Source organism: Amycolatopsis sp. NPDC059657, from assembly GCF_042734395.1.
Lineage (GTDB): Bacteria > Actinomycetota > Actinomycetes > Mycobacteriales > Pseudonocardiaceae > Amycolatopsis.
In genome coordinates, this window is sequence record NZ_JBHWEB010000037.1 from 28,415 (window position 1) to 43,753 (window position 15,339).

General features: G+C 67.8%; 13 protein-coding genes. 7 read left to right on the forward strand and 6 right to left on the reverse strand.

Annotated features, from left to right (window positions below):
* Positions 1-82 precede the first annotated feature (82 nt).
* On the forward strand, positions 83-667 hold the full coding sequence (locus ACFV15_RS21110) for a TetR/AcrR family transcriptional regulator (RefSeq protein ID WP_378352192.1): 585 nt from the start codon (positions 83-85) through the stop codon (positions 665-667).
* Here ACFV15_RS21110 and ACFV15_RS21115 read toward each other — a convergent pair.
* The 3 genes from ACFV15_RS21115 to ACFV15_RS21125 all read right to left on the reverse strand — a co-directional run bounded on the left by ACFV15_RS21115 (position 661) and on the right by ACFV15_RS21125 (position 3,978).
* Entirely contained in the window at positions 661-1,551 is an 891-nt protein-coding gene (locus ACFV15_RS21115; protein WP_378352193.1) for an RNA polymerase sigma-70 factor, read from the reverse strand. The two genes, ACFV15_RS21110 and ACFV15_RS21115, sit on opposite strands and share 7 nt — an antisense overlap.
* A complete protein-coding gene (locus ACFV15_RS21120) occupies positions 1,548-2,720 on the reverse strand; it encodes an NAD(P)/FAD-dependent oxidoreductase (RefSeq protein WP_378352194.1) in 1,173 nt (390 codons plus the stop codon). Before ACFV15_RS21120 ends, ACFV15_RS21115 begins: the two co-directional genes overlap by 4 nt.
* A gap of 106 nt (positions 2,721-2,826) precedes the next feature.
* A complete protein-coding gene (locus tag ACFV15_RS21125; RefSeq protein ID WP_378352195.1) occupies positions 2,827-3,978 on the reverse strand; it encodes a serine hydrolase domain-containing protein in 1,152 nt (383 codons plus the stop codon).
* Between the two features lie 170 nt (positions 3,979-4,148).
* On the opposite strand from ACFV15_RS21125, the gene ACFV15_RS21130 reads away from it, so the two are divergent.
* Complete coding sequence (locus ACFV15_RS21130; protein ID WP_378352196.1) at positions 4,149-6,416, forward strand: ATP-binding protein; 2,268 nt, start codon at positions 4,149-4,151, stop codon at positions 6,414-6,416.
* Positions 6,417-6,944: 528 nt separating this feature from the next.
* Here ACFV15_RS21130 and ACFV15_RS21135 read toward each other — a convergent pair.
* The 3 genes from ACFV15_RS21135 to ACFV15_RS21145 form a co-directional block, all read right to left on the reverse strand.
* Complete coding sequence (locus ACFV15_RS21135) at positions 6,945-8,000, reverse strand: tetratricopeptide repeat protein (RefSeq protein WP_378352197.1); 1,056 nt, start codon at positions 7,998-8,000, stop codon at positions 6,945-6,947.
* Positions 7,988-9,103 (reverse strand): NB-ARC domain-containing protein, encoded by a 1,116-nt coding sequence (locus tag ACFV15_RS21140; protein WP_378352198.1) that lies wholly within the window; start codon positions 9,101-9,103, stop codon positions 7,988-7,990. Before ACFV15_RS21140 ends, ACFV15_RS21135 begins: the two co-directional genes overlap by 13 nt.
* Before the next feature lie 77 nt (positions 9,104-9,180).
* The gene (locus ACFV15_RS21145) at positions 9,181-10,029 is read right to left on the reverse strand and encodes a hypothetical protein (RefSeq protein ID WP_378352199.1); all 849 of its coding nucleotides are present in this window, start codon (positions 10,027-10,029) and stop codon (positions 9,181-9,183) included.
* A gap of 276 nt (positions 10,030-10,305) precedes the next feature.
* On the opposite strand from ACFV15_RS21145, the gene ACFV15_RS21150 reads away from it, so the two are divergent.
* The 5 genes from ACFV15_RS21150 to istB all read left to right on the forward strand — a co-directional run bounded on the left by ACFV15_RS21150 (position 10,306) and on the right by istB (position 15,331).
* Positions 10,306-10,449 (forward strand): hypothetical protein, encoded by a 144-nt coding sequence (locus tag ACFV15_RS21150; protein WP_378352200.1) that lies wholly within the window; start codon positions 10,306-10,308, stop codon positions 10,447-10,449.
* A 163-nt stretch (positions 10,450-10,612) separates the two neighbouring features.
* Positions 10,613-12,343: a hypothetical protein gene (locus ACFV15_RS21155; protein WP_378352201.1), complete on the forward strand. Its 1,731-nt coding sequence runs from the start codon at positions 10,613-10,615 to the stop codon at positions 12,341-12,343.
* A gap of 221 nt (positions 12,344-12,564) precedes the next feature.
* Positions 12,565-13,062 (forward strand): hypothetical protein, encoded by a 498-nt coding sequence (locus tag ACFV15_RS21160; RefSeq protein WP_378352202.1) that lies wholly within the window; start codon positions 12,565-12,567, stop codon positions 13,060-13,062.
* A 185-nt stretch (positions 13,063-13,247) separates the two neighbouring features.
* Positions 13,248-14,507, forward strand: a complete 1,260-nt coding sequence (istA, locus tag ACFV15_RS21165) for an IS21 family transposase (protein ID WP_378352203.1) — start codon at positions 13,248-13,250, stop codon at positions 14,505-14,507.
* Positions 14,504-15,331, forward strand: a complete 828-nt coding sequence (istB, locus tag ACFV15_RS21170) for an IS21-like element helper ATPase IstB (protein WP_378352204.1) — start codon at positions 14,504-14,506, stop codon at positions 15,329-15,331. Before istA ends, istB begins: the two co-directional genes overlap by 4 nt.
* Positions 15,332-15,339 lie beyond the last annotated feature (8 nt).

Consider the following 15,339-nt stretch of genomic DNA (forward strand, 5'->3'; position numbering starts at 1 on the left):
ACGATTGGTCAGCCAATCCGATTGGTGGTTGTATCCTGAGCCGCGCCGGGAGCGCGTGTCAAGGCCGAGAAGGAGACCCGTCATGCCGAAGGGAACCACCAAGCGCCGCCCCGAGACGCTGGCCCGCCTGCTGGACGCGGCCTTCGAAGGCTTCGCCGAGCTGGGCTTCCACGCCGCGACGATCCCCGAGATCTGCCGCCGCGCCGGCTACACCCATGGCGCCTTCTACTCGAACTTCACCAGCAAGGACGAGCTCTTCTTCGCGTTGTTCGACCGGCACGCGGCGGCCACGCTCGACCGGATCGCCGCGCTCACCGGCGAGCACCTGACGGTCGCCGAATTCGTCGACCGCGTCTCGCGGATCGACGACGACGAGCGCGCCTGGTACCTGGTCACCACCGAGTTCACCCTCTACGCGATCCGCAACCCCGCCGCGGCGAAACGCCTGGCCGAGCACGACGCGAAACTCCGCGCCGAGCTGGTCCAGGTGCTCGAGACGACGCTCGGCCCGAGCGCCAAGGTCGACCTCGACCAGCTCGCCCGCCTGCTAATCGCGATCCGCGAAGGCGCGCTCGCCCAGTCCTACGTCGAGCCCGCCGAACTTCCGCCCGGCACGCTCGAACGGGCCTTCCTCCCCACCATCCTGAAGGCGCTCTTCAGTCAGTAGACGGTGCCCTCGGCGACGGCGCGGAGCTTGTCGGGATTGGCGACGTTGTGGATCGCCACGATGCGGCCGTCTGCGTCGAAGTCGAACGTGACGGTGGCGATCACCCGGTCCGGCCCGCTGAACACGATGCCGGGCGCGCCGTTGATCTCGGCCAGCTCGGCCTTCATGTCGGCGGGCTCGACACCTTGGTACGTGACGCTGCCCATGGCCGCGAACCACGAGGCCACTGTGGACGCTCCGACGACCGGGCGCAGCGCCTGGCGCACCTTGCCGCCGCCGTCCGTCCACAGTGTCACGTCCGGCGACAGCAGTTCCAGCAACGCGTTGACGTCACCGCCGGTCGCGGCGGCGAAGAACCGCCGGGTGGCCTGCTCGCGGCTCGTCCGGTCCGCGGTGAACCGCGGCCGCTGCGCCCGCACGTGCGCGCGGGCGCGGTGCCCGACCTGGCGCACCGCGGCCTCGGAGCGGTCCACCGCCTCGCCGATCTCCGCGTAGCCGAACCCGAAGACCTCCTTCAGCACGAACACCGCGCGTTCGAGCGGGCTGAGCGTCTCCAGCACCACGAGCATGGCCATCGACACCGACTCGGCGTCCACGGCGGCGTCGGAAGCGTCTCCGCCGGTGAGGATGGGCTCCGGCAGCCACGGCCCCGCATAGGTCTCGCGCTGATGCCGGGTGGAGCGCAGCCGTTCCAGCGCGAGGTTGGACACGATCCGCGTCAGGTACGCCTTGGGGTCGAGCACCTGCGACCGGTCGGCCGCCGACCACTTGAGCCACGAGTCCTGCACAACGTCCTCGGCGTCGGCAGCGGTCCCGAGTACGCGGTACGCCACGGAGAACAGCAGGCGCCGGTGCTCGTGGAAGACCTGCTCGTCCGCGCTCATCGCGTGAAACGGCCGCCACGCGGCCAGATCGCGCCCGAGGCTGGCATCTTCTTCATCCGGCCGAAGGCCGGCCACGGTGCGGCTGTCACGGTCTCCTTGTACCTGACGGCGAGTCGCCCGGTCAGGTAAATCCGCCGCGCGCTGTCATCGGGATGGGTGAACTGCACCACAGCGTCGCCCCGGCCCAGGCTCACCGGCGTGTGGTAGTACCCGAACCGGAAATCCTTGGGCCGCTTGCCTTTCAGCACCCGATCGATCGACAGCGCCGCGTGCACCCCGGTCGGCATCCCGCTCTGGCAGGTCCCATGCATGACGCCGTAGCCCTGCCGGATCGCAGCAGCATCCCCGACGGCATAAACGTCAGGATGCGAAACCGACCGCAACGCGCCATCGGTGACGACACGCCCCCGCTCGTCGACGGTCAGCCCGGCGGCAGCGGCCAGTGGCGACACCCGCGTCCCGCTCGTCCACAACACCGCGTCGGCGGCGACGAGTTCCCCGCCTGCCAGCTCGACCGCATCCGGCAGCACCTTCACGACCTCGGCCCCGGCCCGGACCCGAACGCCCAGCCGATCAAGCGCGGCACGCAGGTACGCCTTGGCCTTGGCATTCATGCTCGCGCCCGGCTCCTGCCTGCCCAGCAGCACGACCTCCAGCGCCGGGTACCGCTCAGCGATCTCCGCGGCCGACTCGATCCCGGTAAGCCCACTCCCCGCGACCACCACCGTGCCGCTTTCGAGCCGCTTCAGCCTGCCCGCCAGCGAAAGCGCGTCTTGGCCGCCGCTGAGGCTGTAGGCGTGCTCCTCGGCGCCCGGCACCGCCGACGTGTCCGCCGCGCTCCCCAGCCCGTACACAAGCTTGTCGTAAGCCAGAACGCGGTCATCATCGACACGCACCGTCTTGGCGTCCGCGTCCACCGCGGTGACCCAGCCCCGCACGAACTCGACGCCCGTGCCCGCCAGCATCTCCGGGACGTTTAGCTCGGCGACCTCCTGCCCGGTGGCCGTCATCGGCAGCCGCAGCCGCTCGGTGAACCGTTCTTGCGCGTTGACCAGCGTCACGCGCACGTCATCGCGACGCTTGGTCCTGACCGCGAGCTGAATGGCCGCTCCCAGCCCCGCATACCCCGCACCGAGAACCACAACGTGGGTGCCTGTCTCCGTGGTCATCATGTCGCCTTCCTCATCGGCTTTTCGATGACCACCAGATGGATGTGGCGCGCGCGTTCGTGACATGCGGCCGCTGTGTCGCGCGCCACACCCTTCCTGGCGCGGTCTAAGTCGCCGGAGTGCCGCACAACGCCGAGTCGATCACCTGGTACCGCGTCGGCCCAGCCGGGTTGACGGTCACCATGGCGATGCCGTTGGTCATCAGAGCGGCATGCCTGCCGTCGTCAGTGGCGAAAGTCGCGGACGAGTGACCGGTCTTGAGGTCACCGCCGTGCCCCCACGCGTGCCCGCCGCAGCTCAGGTCGAGCCGAAACAGCCCGAGACCGTAGCCCAGATTGTCCGGCCATCCGGGCATGGACACCGTCGAGCGCATCTGGGTCAGCATCGCCGGTGAAACGAGCCTGCCGTCGGCCAGTGCCTGGTCGAACGTGGCCAGGTCCCGTTCTGTCGAGGCCATGGCGCCGGACGTGGCGTACAGGGTCAGCTCCACTCCCTCGGTGGTTTCGCTCCAGACGAAGAAGGGGCCCACTCGTGCCCCGAGGTAGCCCGGCACGTACGGCTTGGCGAGCGCCCGGTCGCCGCCGCGGGGATAGGCGGTCCGAGCCAGGCCGAGCGGCTGGATGATCCGGGCGGTGATCGCGTCCCCAGCCGCCTTGCCGGTGATCTTCTCGATCAGCAGGCCTGCCACCAGGTAGTTGATATTGGAATACGTCCAGCTGGTGCCCGGCGCGAACAGTGGCCGGTTGCCGGCCAGCGCGGCACGGACCAACTCACGCAGGCTGTAGGTGCCGTCCGGGTTGTCGTCGGGAGCGCCCCACTTGTCGGGGATGCCGCTGGTGTGTTGCAGGATCTGGCGCACGGAGATCTTCGTGCCGTCGTAACCGTTGCCGTCGACCACGCCCGGCAGATACCGCTCGATCGGAGCGTCCAGGTCGACCTTGCCCTCGTCGACCAGCTGCAGCACCACGACCGCGGTGAACGTCTTGGTCTGGCTGCCGATGCGGAACTGGTCATTGGCCCCGATGTCCCGCTTGACCGCTGTGGACGCGGTCCCGCTGTGCAGATCCCATGAGCTGGTGCGGTTGCCCGCGTGGATGGCCGCGCCCGGCCCCATGCTGAGTTGGTAGCCGGTGAGCAGTGCCTGGGTATCGGCGTGATCGTCGGCCGGTGACGCGTGTGCCGGCGCGGCCATCGCCATCGTGGCGGCGACGACAGCCACCGTCAGCCTCGACGTGACCCAGTAGCGGCATACCTTCACGACAAGTTCCCACCTTCCGTGGTCGGCCTCGTCCCCAGCCGCGAGCACCGCACCTGGTCAGGCCCTTCTCGATCCTGGCCGCCGAGTCGGTGGTGAGACAGGACGCCGACTGGCCACATGTGGCTTGATCAGCGCGATAGAGTCCAGTGCCGTTGACGAGGGGGGTGGGCGTGGCCGGCGGGTTCGGCGAGCTGCTGCGACAGCTACGGCGTGCGGCGGGCATGACACAGCAGCATCTGGCCGAGCGCTCCGGCGTGTCCGTTCGCTCCATCAGCGGGTTGGAAGCCGGACAACGGACCAACCCTCGCCTGGACACCGTGTGCGAGCTGGCCGACGCGCTGGGACTGGAGCCGGACCAGCGGCGGGGACTGCTCGCCGCAGCCGGCGGTGACACGACGATGGCAGCGGATCCAGGTCCCCCCGTTCAGCTTCCCGTCCGGTCCGCGATGTTCGTAGGCCGCAGAGACGAACTGACCGCACTGGACAGGACCTTCCGCACCGCCGGGCCGGGCGGGACGGTGGTGGTGTCGGCGATCGGCGGTGGGGGCGGATTCGGCAAGACCTGGCTGGCCGTTCGGTGGGCACACGACAACGCCGCCCGATTCCCCGACGGGCAGTTGTTCGTCGATCTGCGCGGCTACAGCCCCACCGGCAGGCCGATGCCACCCGAAGAAGCGGTGCGCGGGTTCCTCGACGCCCTCGGCGTCCCGCCCGCAGCGATCCCCATCGGCCTACCGGCCCAGACCGCGCTCTACCGGGAGGTGATGGCGGGACGGCGGATGCTGGTGGTGCTGGACAACGCCCGCGACACCGACCAGGTCCTCCCCCTGCTGCCCGGCGGGGACACCCACGCGGTGATCGTCACCAGCCGCGACCGGCTCGCCGGCCTGATCACCGGCCACGGCGCCACAGCACTGCCGCTGGACGCGCTGGACGACACCGACGCCTGGCAGCTTGTGGCCCGGCGCCTCGGACCAGACCGGCTACTCGCCGAGCCCGACGCGGTCACCGAGCTACTGGCCCGCTGCGCCGGTTTGCCGCTGGCGCTGGCCGTGACCGCCGCTCGCGCCGCCCTGCAGCCCGACGTTCCGCTGGCCGAGCTGGCCGGCGAGCTGCGCGACCGCGGGGCCCGCCTCGGGGCGTTGGACACCGGCGACCCCGCTGCCAGCGTGCGCGCCGCCCTGTCCTGGACCCACGACGCGCTCACCCCCGATCAGGCCGAGGTGTTCGCGTTGCTGGGGCTGGCCCCCGGACCCGACATCAGCCTGTCGGCGGCCGCCTGCGTCGCGAACCTGTCCGATGAGCAGGCCGGCGAGGTGTTGCGAGCGCTGGAACGAGTGTCGCTCATCCAGCGGTACGCGCCCGGGCGCTACCGCATGCATGACCTGGTCAAGCTCTTCGCCGCCGACCAAGCCCGCCGCGATCTGCCCGCGCCGGTCCAGGAGGCGGCGCTTCGCCGGCTGGTCGACTTCTACCTGCACACCGCCTTCACCGGCGGCCGGCTGCTCGACCCCCACCGCCAGCCGATCGAGCTCGGTGTCCCCGCGTCCGGGTGCCACCCTCACCCGCTGCCCGACCGCGCGGCAGCCCTCGAATGGTTCGGCGCCGAGCACCCCAATCTGCTCGCCACGCAACGACTCGCCGCCGAGCGCCACTGGCACCGGCAGGCGTGGCAGCTCGCTTGGGGGTTCAACGACTTCCTCTGGCAACAGGGGCACAGCCGCGACTTTCTCGCCGCGTGGTCAGCCGCGCTGGCCTCGGCCGACCATCTCGCCGACCCCGTCGCGCGCAGTCTCGCCCACCGAGGCCTGGGCCGGGTCCACTCGCTGCTCGGCCAACACGATGAAGGACTGAACCACCTGCGCCGTGCCTTGGCCGTGGCCCAGCAGGCCAACGACCCGCACGGCCAGGGCCATGCCCACCGGTACCTCGCATGGGTCTGTGACCGGCAGGGGAACTACCAGCAGTCGCTACGGCACGAATCCGCCGCACTGGAGCTGTTCCGGACACTCGACCTGCCCGCCTGGCAAGGCGACGTGCTGAACATGATGGGCTGGAGTGCGGCATTGAGCGGCGACCACGATCAGGCCCGCGAGCACTGCGAAGCCGCGCTGGACCTGCTCCAACGCCACCACTTCCCCCTCGGCGTCGTAGCCACCCTGGACAGTCTGGGCTACATCGCCCGCCACACCGGCCACCACGCCGACGCCTTGGACTACTACCAGCGGGCCCACAGCCTGTGTCGCGACCTGGGCCACACCAACTTCGAGGCCGAGATCCTCGACGGGCTGGCCCACGCACACCTCGCGCTCGGCAATCACGAGCAAGCCCGATTGGTCTGGCGGCAAGCTCTGCTGATGTTCCAAGCCCAGCACCGTGCCACCGACGCCGACCGCGTCAGCCGACGCCTGGCCACCCTTCATGCTCGGAACAGGTGATGGCTGAGCCGCTGCTCGTCCAAAAAGGACATTTGGCGGCGGATCTCCGCGGGCACCTGATCCACCAAGCACAGCGCACGACCACATGCCACGAATCGATGGAAAGATCCGCAAACCCATCTCACCAATCACTGCACCAGGCAAAAGCCATTCCCCACAAAAGCAGAAAGGGAAATCCATTGGCGAACCTAAAAAACCCACCAACCCGAAAACTCAGGGGGTCCGGGGGACGGAGTCCCCGGGCGGGGGGGCTCGGCCCCCACATAAGCACATAACAATCGACCCTTGTCTGCGCACTTCGCAGACAAGGGTCGATCGATTCGCGTACCCCCGACGCGGTACCACCAACATCCACTCGTAGCGACAACCCCCGTGACCTGGTGATATCGACCATCGTGGATGTTGATCGCCGACGCAGGAGGAACACCCGAACCATCAGGAACCGACAGCCGTTCCCGCCGACTGACTCGAACCGGTAACCCTCCGGACTGTTTATCCGGTAACACCTCTAATAGGCAGCGTCGTGGTTCAGGTGTGGTCGAGGTCGTTGAGTTGGTGTTGGACGCGCTCGGCGTCGGCGTCGCGGCCTTGTTCCCGGTACAGCTCCAGCGCCTCCCGCCACACCGTGCGGGCCTGTTCGTACTGGCCGAGCGCGGCGTGGGAATGGCCCACGCTGTCGAGGTTGTCCGCGACCGTGTAGGCGTCGCCGAGGGTGCGGTTCAGGGTGAGGGCGTGGTGGTAGTGGTCGAGGGCCTGGTGGTGGTCGCCAGTGTGGTGGGCGATGTAGCCCAGGCTGTCCAGGGTGGACGCCTCACCATCTGGATCGTCGTTGTGGTGGGCCAGAGTGAGAGCGGCCTGGCAGTGCTCGCGGGCGGTGTCGAACCGGCCCAGGCGCGCGGCGTACCAGCCCACCTGGTTGAGCGCGTCGGCTTCCTGCACCGGCTGGTCGAGGGCACGGTAGAAGTCGAGGGCGTAGTGGGCGTGCTTCAGGGCCTGCCGGTCGTCCCCTCGTCGTTCCCAGGCGAGCGCGAGTGCCCGGTGGGTGTGGGCCTGGTCGGTGGGGTCGTGGTGGCGCAGGGCCAGGTCCAGGGCCCGCTCCAGGTGGGTGGTGGCCTGTTCGTGCAGGCCCAGCCGGGAGCAGGCATTGCCGAGGTGCCGGTGGGTGCGGCTGCGGGTGGCGGGGTCGGGGAGGTGGTTGGCGGCGTGCAGTGCGGCCTGCCACGTGGTGACCGCGTCGTGCCGGTGTCCCCGTCGGAAGTGGAAGGTGGTCAGGTTCCAGGCCAGGTGCCAGACGGTGTGGTGGTGGCCGAGGGCAGCGGCGGTGCGCTGGGTGGCCAGCAGGGTGGCGTGCTCGGCGTCCATCCAGGCCAGGGCCGCGGCGGTGTCGGGCAGCGGGTGCGGGTGCACCCCGGGCGCGGGCGACTCGGGCCGCACGAGCGCGCGGTGGGGGTCCAGGAGGCGGGCGGCGGCGTGGGCGGTGTGCAGGTGGAAGTCCCCTACCCGGGTCAGGGCCGCTTCCCGCATTTCCTCGGGCAGGGTGGTGTGGGCGGTGTCGGTGGCGTAGCGGCGGATCAGGTCGTGCATGGAGTAGCGGCCGCCCGGCCGCCGTTCCAGCAGGGAGGCGTCCTGCGGGCGAGGCGGTCGGGCAGGCCGATGAGGGCGGCAGTGGCGGGTGGGGTGGTGTCGGGACCGGGGGCGATGCCCAGCAGCGCGAACACGGTGCGCTGGGTGTCGGTGAGGTAGCGCAGGGACCAGGACAGCACGCTGGGCAGGCTGGCTGCCGGGTCGGTGTCGTGGTCGAGCGCCTCCAGGCCAAGGTCGCGCAGTTCGGCGGCGGCCTCAGCCAGCGCGACGCCGGGGCGGGTGCCGGCGGTGCGGGCGGTGATCGACAACGCCAGCGGGTGGCCCCCGCACAGCCCGATCAGCTCGTCGACTGCTTCGGGTTCGGCGGCGACGCGGTCGGTGCCCAGGCGGGCGGCCAGCAGGCCGCGGGCCTCCTCGGGAGACAGGACGTCTAGGGGCAGGTGGCGGGCGCCGTGCCGGTCGATCAGCGAGGCCAGCCGGTGCCGGCCGGTGACCAGCACTGTGCAGGACGGCGAGCCGGGCAGCAGCGGTGCGACCTGGTCGCTGGTGGCGGCGTTGTCCAGCACGATGAGCATCCGCCGCCCGGCCACCAGGCTGCGGTAGAGCGTTACTTGGGCGTCGAGGTCGGTAGGGATGCGGTCCGGGTCGACGCCCAGGGCGTCGAGGAATCCGCGCACCGCCGTCGCCGGCTGCACCGGTTCGCCCGCCGGGCTGAAGCCGTGCAGGTCGACGAACAGCTGCCCGTCGGGAAACCGCTCCAGATGCTGGTATGCCCAGGCCAGGGCGAGCCAGGTCTTGCCGATGCCCCCGGCTCCGCCGATCGCCGAGACCAGCACCGTCGTCCCCGCACCTGCCGGGCCGGTGGTCGGTTCCCGCGTGTCGGTGCCTGGTCCCTGCGGTGCGGCGGGGTGGGTAAGGGCGCGGTCCAGGCGGGCCAGTTCCGCGGTCCGGCCGGTGAACAGTCCCGGTGCGGCGGGCAGCTGCCGCGGGATGGCCGGCGCGGGTCGCGGTGGTGGCGGGTGCAGGTTCAGGTTGCCGTGCACCACACCGACGGCGGCACCGTGATCGGTGGCGACCAGGTCACCGTGGATGCTCGTGGTCACCGCGGTGCCGTCGTCCGGGGTGGTGCTGGGGTGGGGCTGGTCGGGCGCCGACGTGGTGTGCCCGTGGTCCGCGTCGGCTAGCGGGGGTGGTGCGGTTGCTGTGCAGGAGGCGGTGGTGTGCCGATGGTGAGGTGGTCGCCGGTGGCCGCGCCGATGGTGATGCCGGGTCCGGAGCCGTGCACGTCGCCGGCGATGTGCACCCCGCGTGGTCCGGGATCACCGTGCCGAGTGTGTGTTTCGGGGCCGGCGGCAGGGCCGGTCGCCGCATGGCTGGCTGACGCGGTCTGCGGTGCCGGGGTGTCCGGCGGGCGTGGGGTGAGGACGCTGGAGTCGGGAGGGTAGGGGTGATCGGGCAGGGCGATCCAGGCCAGGTCCTGGAACTCTTTCGCCATTGCCTGGATGGGTCGGAAGGTGGCCGGGTCGAGGGTGGCGCAGTGCCGCACGACATCGTCGAAGACCAGCCGGGACACGATCATGGCCAGCACACCGGGTGAGTTCGCCAGCGCGTCCTTGAGCGGGGCGGTGTCCAGCAGCCGGAACGCGTCGGTGAGGGCGGTGGAGGTGGCGCCCTGTGGGTCGAGGGCGACCTCGCCTGCGTGTACGGCCAGGCGCAACCGAACTCGGGCCGAGTCGTGGCTGGTGTGGTTGTGCCCGCGCACCGCCCGCGCCAACGCCTCGGGAAGCACCTCCACCAGCGGCGCCTTCGGGTACTCGGGTGGGACGAGCAGGAACAGGCCGTCGCCACGGTCCTCATGATGGCAGTCCTCCCACGACACCCCGGCCGCCGCCAACGCCTCAGCGACGACCACGTACAGGCCCGCGCGGGTGTCGAGTTGGTGGTGCAGGGTCCGGCCGGGAGCGCTGAAGCGCTCGACGTCAACCAGGATCATCGTGCGGTGGACCGCGTGCCGACCCGTATCCGCCATGCTGACCCTCCGAGGGCAGAACCGCGCGTGGTGCGCCACTGAACCACGTTCTACCAACCGCTACGGGTGTGTTCCGCGTCATTTGACGCACCGGTCGCTCGTTCAGCCGTACGAGTCCACCCGACCGGTGGACATGCCACCGCTACGGTCCCGCTGTCCGTGGCAGTCGTGGGTCACCTAATGGGCTCGCCGGGAGTGCCGCCAGGTGCGCGCAGGGGTCGGTAGCCCTGGCGTGCGTACTCCTGCTCGACGGGGAACTCGTAGGTGCCGTAGGGGTTGACGTGTTCCATAGAGCTAGACCTGATCGTCAGCCTCTACGAGCAGGGCAGCACCGCACGCGCGGTCGGCGAGCAGTTCGGCCTGACCGACCGCAGCGTGCGGCGGCTCGCCCACGAGCGCGGCGTCCGCAAGAACAACTAGCCAAGACCGAGCCGTGGACTATCCACTCTGATTTGGGGCTTTTCGTGAAGGCTGGGCCGGAGTGTTTCGCCTTGAGGAGACAATTCCGGCCCGGAGTTGTATAGGGACCTGGGCCTGCGTGTCGTACTTCCTGGTAGCCGGAGCGCGGGTTCATTCTTGTTCGATGAGTATGCCGATGGTCCCGGGTTACACGAGCGAGCCTCAGCGGGGCACCCTCGCGGACCTATGGCAACGGCCTGCCGGTGACTATCCGGACGAGCTGTGGCCTGAGGCCGATCTGCGGACCGTCACAGCGAACCCGGTGGAGTGGCTTGTTGTCGAAGAGCACTTCTTCACCGATGACAAGCACGGCGGCAGAGGGTGCGTGCTGATCGACACCGAGCAGGCCGCTACCGCGCTGGAAGACACCAGGTGGCTTGGCCGCGATCTCGGGAAGTTCGGCGTATGGAACAGCGGACGGATCGACAACGGACTCACCGCAACTGAGCGTGGCGTTGACGTTGAGTTCTTCGTCCACGCTCGCCAGCCAGCCGGAGCAGCCGCACCCGTAATCGAAATCAGCCACCCCTTCTTGTGGTATTGGGACGCGGTCCCGACCACTTCGGGGTGGAAGTACCTCAACGAAGCCGGACGGGATCAAGACCTCGTTCGTTGGGAGATCACCGGCGACAGTTGGCGGGTTGAGGTACGCGCGTTGGAGTTTCGACACTTCCTGGCCACCTACCAGCGTCATGCTCTCATCCAACTCGACTGGGTCCCCAAGCGTGACAGCGAGGAATTCGACCGTGTTGACGGCGAGTTCCACAACGAGTGGGCACACGTGGACTTCCACGTTCTCCATGACATGTCGATGATCAATCGACCGGCGTTCTCGCGAACCCTGGGCCAGTATCTCGTGACAGGCTTGAGGAACTCGCGCACCCCACGTTGGGAAGAACGCGAGAACGAGGTTGAGCATCCCAGCTTTATCTACGGGATTGATCCTGCGAGCGGCGAGCCGCTAACGCACATTTGCGACCCTGACCAGCTCGGAACGTACTTCGACAAGGACGGAACACGCCTGCATTATCTCACGCCAGTCTACTTTAAGCGTGAAGTGCTTCAGCCGTACGCGGCCGAGCCGTCGAGATACCGTATTTCGAACTCGCGACTGTCGTGCCTGAGCCTGTGGGGTGTGGAGATCTCGTTCAACAGCACCGGTCTTGTCGAGGTCTACTTGGGCGACATCGGGCAAAAGCTTCCCGCTGATGAGTGGGGTCACTGGCGAACATACAACGTGCCGCCCGAGGGAAAAATGGACGAAGGCCGGTTCCGCCGCGATTTCCTCAATCAATGGGCAGGCTCAAACGACCCCGTGCACGACTTGAGAAAAGCCCGCAAAGAAGCCATGGCCGCATCCCAGGCGCTACTCGGAAAACCTCTCCGGAAAGAACTCAACACAGAAACTCAAGCAGAGTTCGACTCTCTGATCGGACCGCTCACCGACGACCCCGCCGCACTAGGCGCACCCCTACTTCTGTTGACAAAGGTTCTCGCCGACGGCATAGAACCAGCCCCCTTGAAGGCATACCTCACAGACTATGAACCCGGCGAAAGATCACTCAGCCTCCTGCGACGATTCACCCAAGAACTCGGCGGCACCACAGACATAACAGCCATCATGCGAGAACTGCAAAGCTTCCGATCCAAAGGAGGCATCGCCCACCTCGCCGGCTCCAGCGCCAAAAAAGCCCGAGCCGAACTAGAAATCGAAGAACTAACCAACCTGCAAGCCTTTGAATCCATCACAACGCGCATCACCTCATGCCTGAATGAACTCACCACACTCATAACCCAAAAACTAGAACAAGGGGCTGTGAACCGCCCCGGGTTTGATGGAGACTCCATCGTGTAAGTGAGGATGGAGTTATGGCCCGGTCCCAAGCGACTGAGCCGTTCAACACGATTAACACCCTCGCACACCAACACGCCCCGGCGACGATCCCCACCCCACGGTCCGTGCCCCGCGAGCCACACCCACCAAGTAGCTGCATCGCCACAGGTCAACACGCCAACAAGGGCGCAACCCCTACGGGTCACGCCCCTGCGGACTGTGGTTCGAATAACTACCGTTATGTGGACCTTGGGGGAACTTACTACAACACAAAACCCCAGGTAGAAGCCCTGGAGACCCTGCTCCAGAAGCTCCCCGACCCGTTTACGCCCGCTCCGCCGCCCGCAAACCGGCCGAAACCAGGTCGTGCACGGCAACTCGACGCCGACCAGGTCAAGGACCTCATCGCCGGCTACCAGGCCGGGGCAACGGTGTACGAGCTGGGTACCCGGTTCGGCATCGAACGGCGGACGGTCAGCAACATCCTCAAACGGCACGATGTGCCGATGCGCCGCCGCGGCCTCTCACTCGAGCAGGTCGACGACGCCATCCACCTGTACAACCTCGGCTGGTCACTCGCGCGAGTCGGCGAACACCTGGGCGTCGATCACACCACCGTGCTGACCAAACTCCGAGAACGCGGCGTCCCCACCCGAGACACCCACGGACGACCACGAGCAGGAACACGATCACGCCGCCACGGGCAGGTTGCGGAGAACCCGCAAGAGCATGTGTCCTGATCTCGAGGTCAACCGGATAGCGGCGGGCTGGAGATCCCGCAGCGGCAAGGATCCCCAGCCCCGATTGCGCAGCCGTTGGTCAGCTCTGGCCGAGCATTCCGTTCATCTCGGTGATCTTGTCGGCGCTTCGTGAAGACTGACCCCCAGGCGATCTCTGAAAATTGACCCCCTCCGATGCTGGGAGGGTGCTGAACGTGGAGGACTGGGCTGAGATCCGCCGTCTGCATCGTGCGGAGGGCGTGCCCATCAAGGAGATCGCCCGGCGGCTGGGCATTGCTCGTAACACCGTGCGGGCGGCGTTGAACTCGGATCGGCCGCCGAAGTACGAGCGAGCCGCTCGAGGCTCGGTGGTGGACGCGTTCGAGCCGCAGATCCGGGCGTTGCTGGCCGAGTGGCCGAAGATGCCCGCGCCGGTGGTCGCGCAGAAGATCAGCTGGCCGTACTCGATTTCACCGTTGAAGAAGCGGCTGGCGGCGATCCGGCCGGAGTATGTCGGCGTCGACCCGGTCGACCGAGTGGTCTATGAGCCGGGCCAGATCACCCAATGCGACCTGTGGTTCCCAGAACCGAGGATCCCGGTCGCACCAGGACAGGAGCGTGTGTTGCCGGTATTGGTGATGACCTTGGGGTTCTCGCGGTTCCTGACCGCCACGATGATTCCCTCCCGGCAGGCCGGGGACATCTTGACGGGCATGTGGCAGCTGATCCGCGAGATCGGCCGGGTGAGCAAGACCTTGGTCTGGGATCGCGAGTCCGCGATCGGCGGAACCGGGCGGCTCAGCGCACCGGCGGCGGCGTTCGCGGGGACGCTGGCGACGAAGATCTTGCTGGCGCCGCCTCGGGATCCGGAGTTCAAGGGCATGGTCGAGCGCAACAACGGGTTCCTGGAGACCTCGTTCTTGCCTGGCCGGATTTTCACCTCGCCGGCGGACTTCAACGCGCAGCTCGGCGAGTGGTTGACGCTGGCCAACGCTCGCACGGTCCGTGCGTTGCAGGGCCGGCCGGTGGATCTGCTGGAGACCGATTATCTGTCGATGCTTCCGCTGCCGCCGGTGGCCCCGCCGATCGGGCTGAGCAACCGCATCAGGCTCGGCCGGGACTATTACGTCCGCGTCGACACGGTCGACTACTCGGTTGATCCGCGGGTGATCGGCAGGTTCGTCGACGTCACCGCCGACACGCGGGTGGTGACGGTGTTGTGCAACGGCGAGGTCGTCGCCCAGCACGAGCGGTCGTGGGCCAAACACGGCGTGATCACCGATCCCGCCCACCAAGGTGTCGCGGCGACCTTGCGTAAATCCTATGCCGCGCAACGGAAACAACGTGCGACAGCGGACCGTCAGCACACCGACGGGCACGTCGTCGCGTTGCGGGCCCTGCCGGACTACGACGCCCTCTTCGGTGTCGATTTCACTGCTCCTGCAACGAAAGCGAGTAACACGTGAGCACCACCAGCACGACGAAACCCCTTGCGGCGGGAACGCCACCGCAGGACGGTTTGCCATCGATGATCTCCTATCTGACCCGGGTCCTGAAAACTCCGACGATCGCCACGTTCTGGGAGCAGCTGGCCGAGCAAGCACGCGACGAGAATTGGTCGCACGAGGAGTATCTAGCCGCGCTGCTGCAACGTCAGGTCGCCGATCGCGAGTCCAAGGGCACCGTAATGCGGATCCGCACCGCGCACTTCCCCGCGGTCAAAACGTTGGAGGAGTTCAACTTAGACCATCTGCCGTCGCTGCGGCGAGATCTGTTGGCGCACTTGGCAACGAGCACATTTGTCGCGAAATCAGAGAACGTCATCCTGCTCGGTCCGCCCGGGATTGGCAAGACGCACCTGGCGATCGGCCTGGGCGTCAAAGCGACCCAGGCGGGCCACTCGGTGCTGTTCGACACCGCCAGCAACTGGATCGCCCGCCTGGCCGCCGCACACCAGGCCAACCGCCTGGAAGCCGAGTTGAAGAAGATCCGCCGCTACAAGCTGATCATCATCGACGAAGTCGGCTACATCCCGTTCGACCAGGACGCGGCGAACCTGTTCTTCCAACTCGTCGCGTCGCGCTACGAGCAGGGCTCGATCATGGTGACGTCGAACCTGCCCTTCGGACGCTGGGGCGAGACGTTCTCCGACGATGTTGTCGCCGCGGCCATGATCGACCGGCTTGTTCACCACGCCGAGGTGCTCACACTGACCGGCGACTCCTACCGGACCCGCCAACGCCGCAACCTGCTGGCCCAAGACCAGCAAAACCGCCTCGGTCAAGACTGACCTCAAAC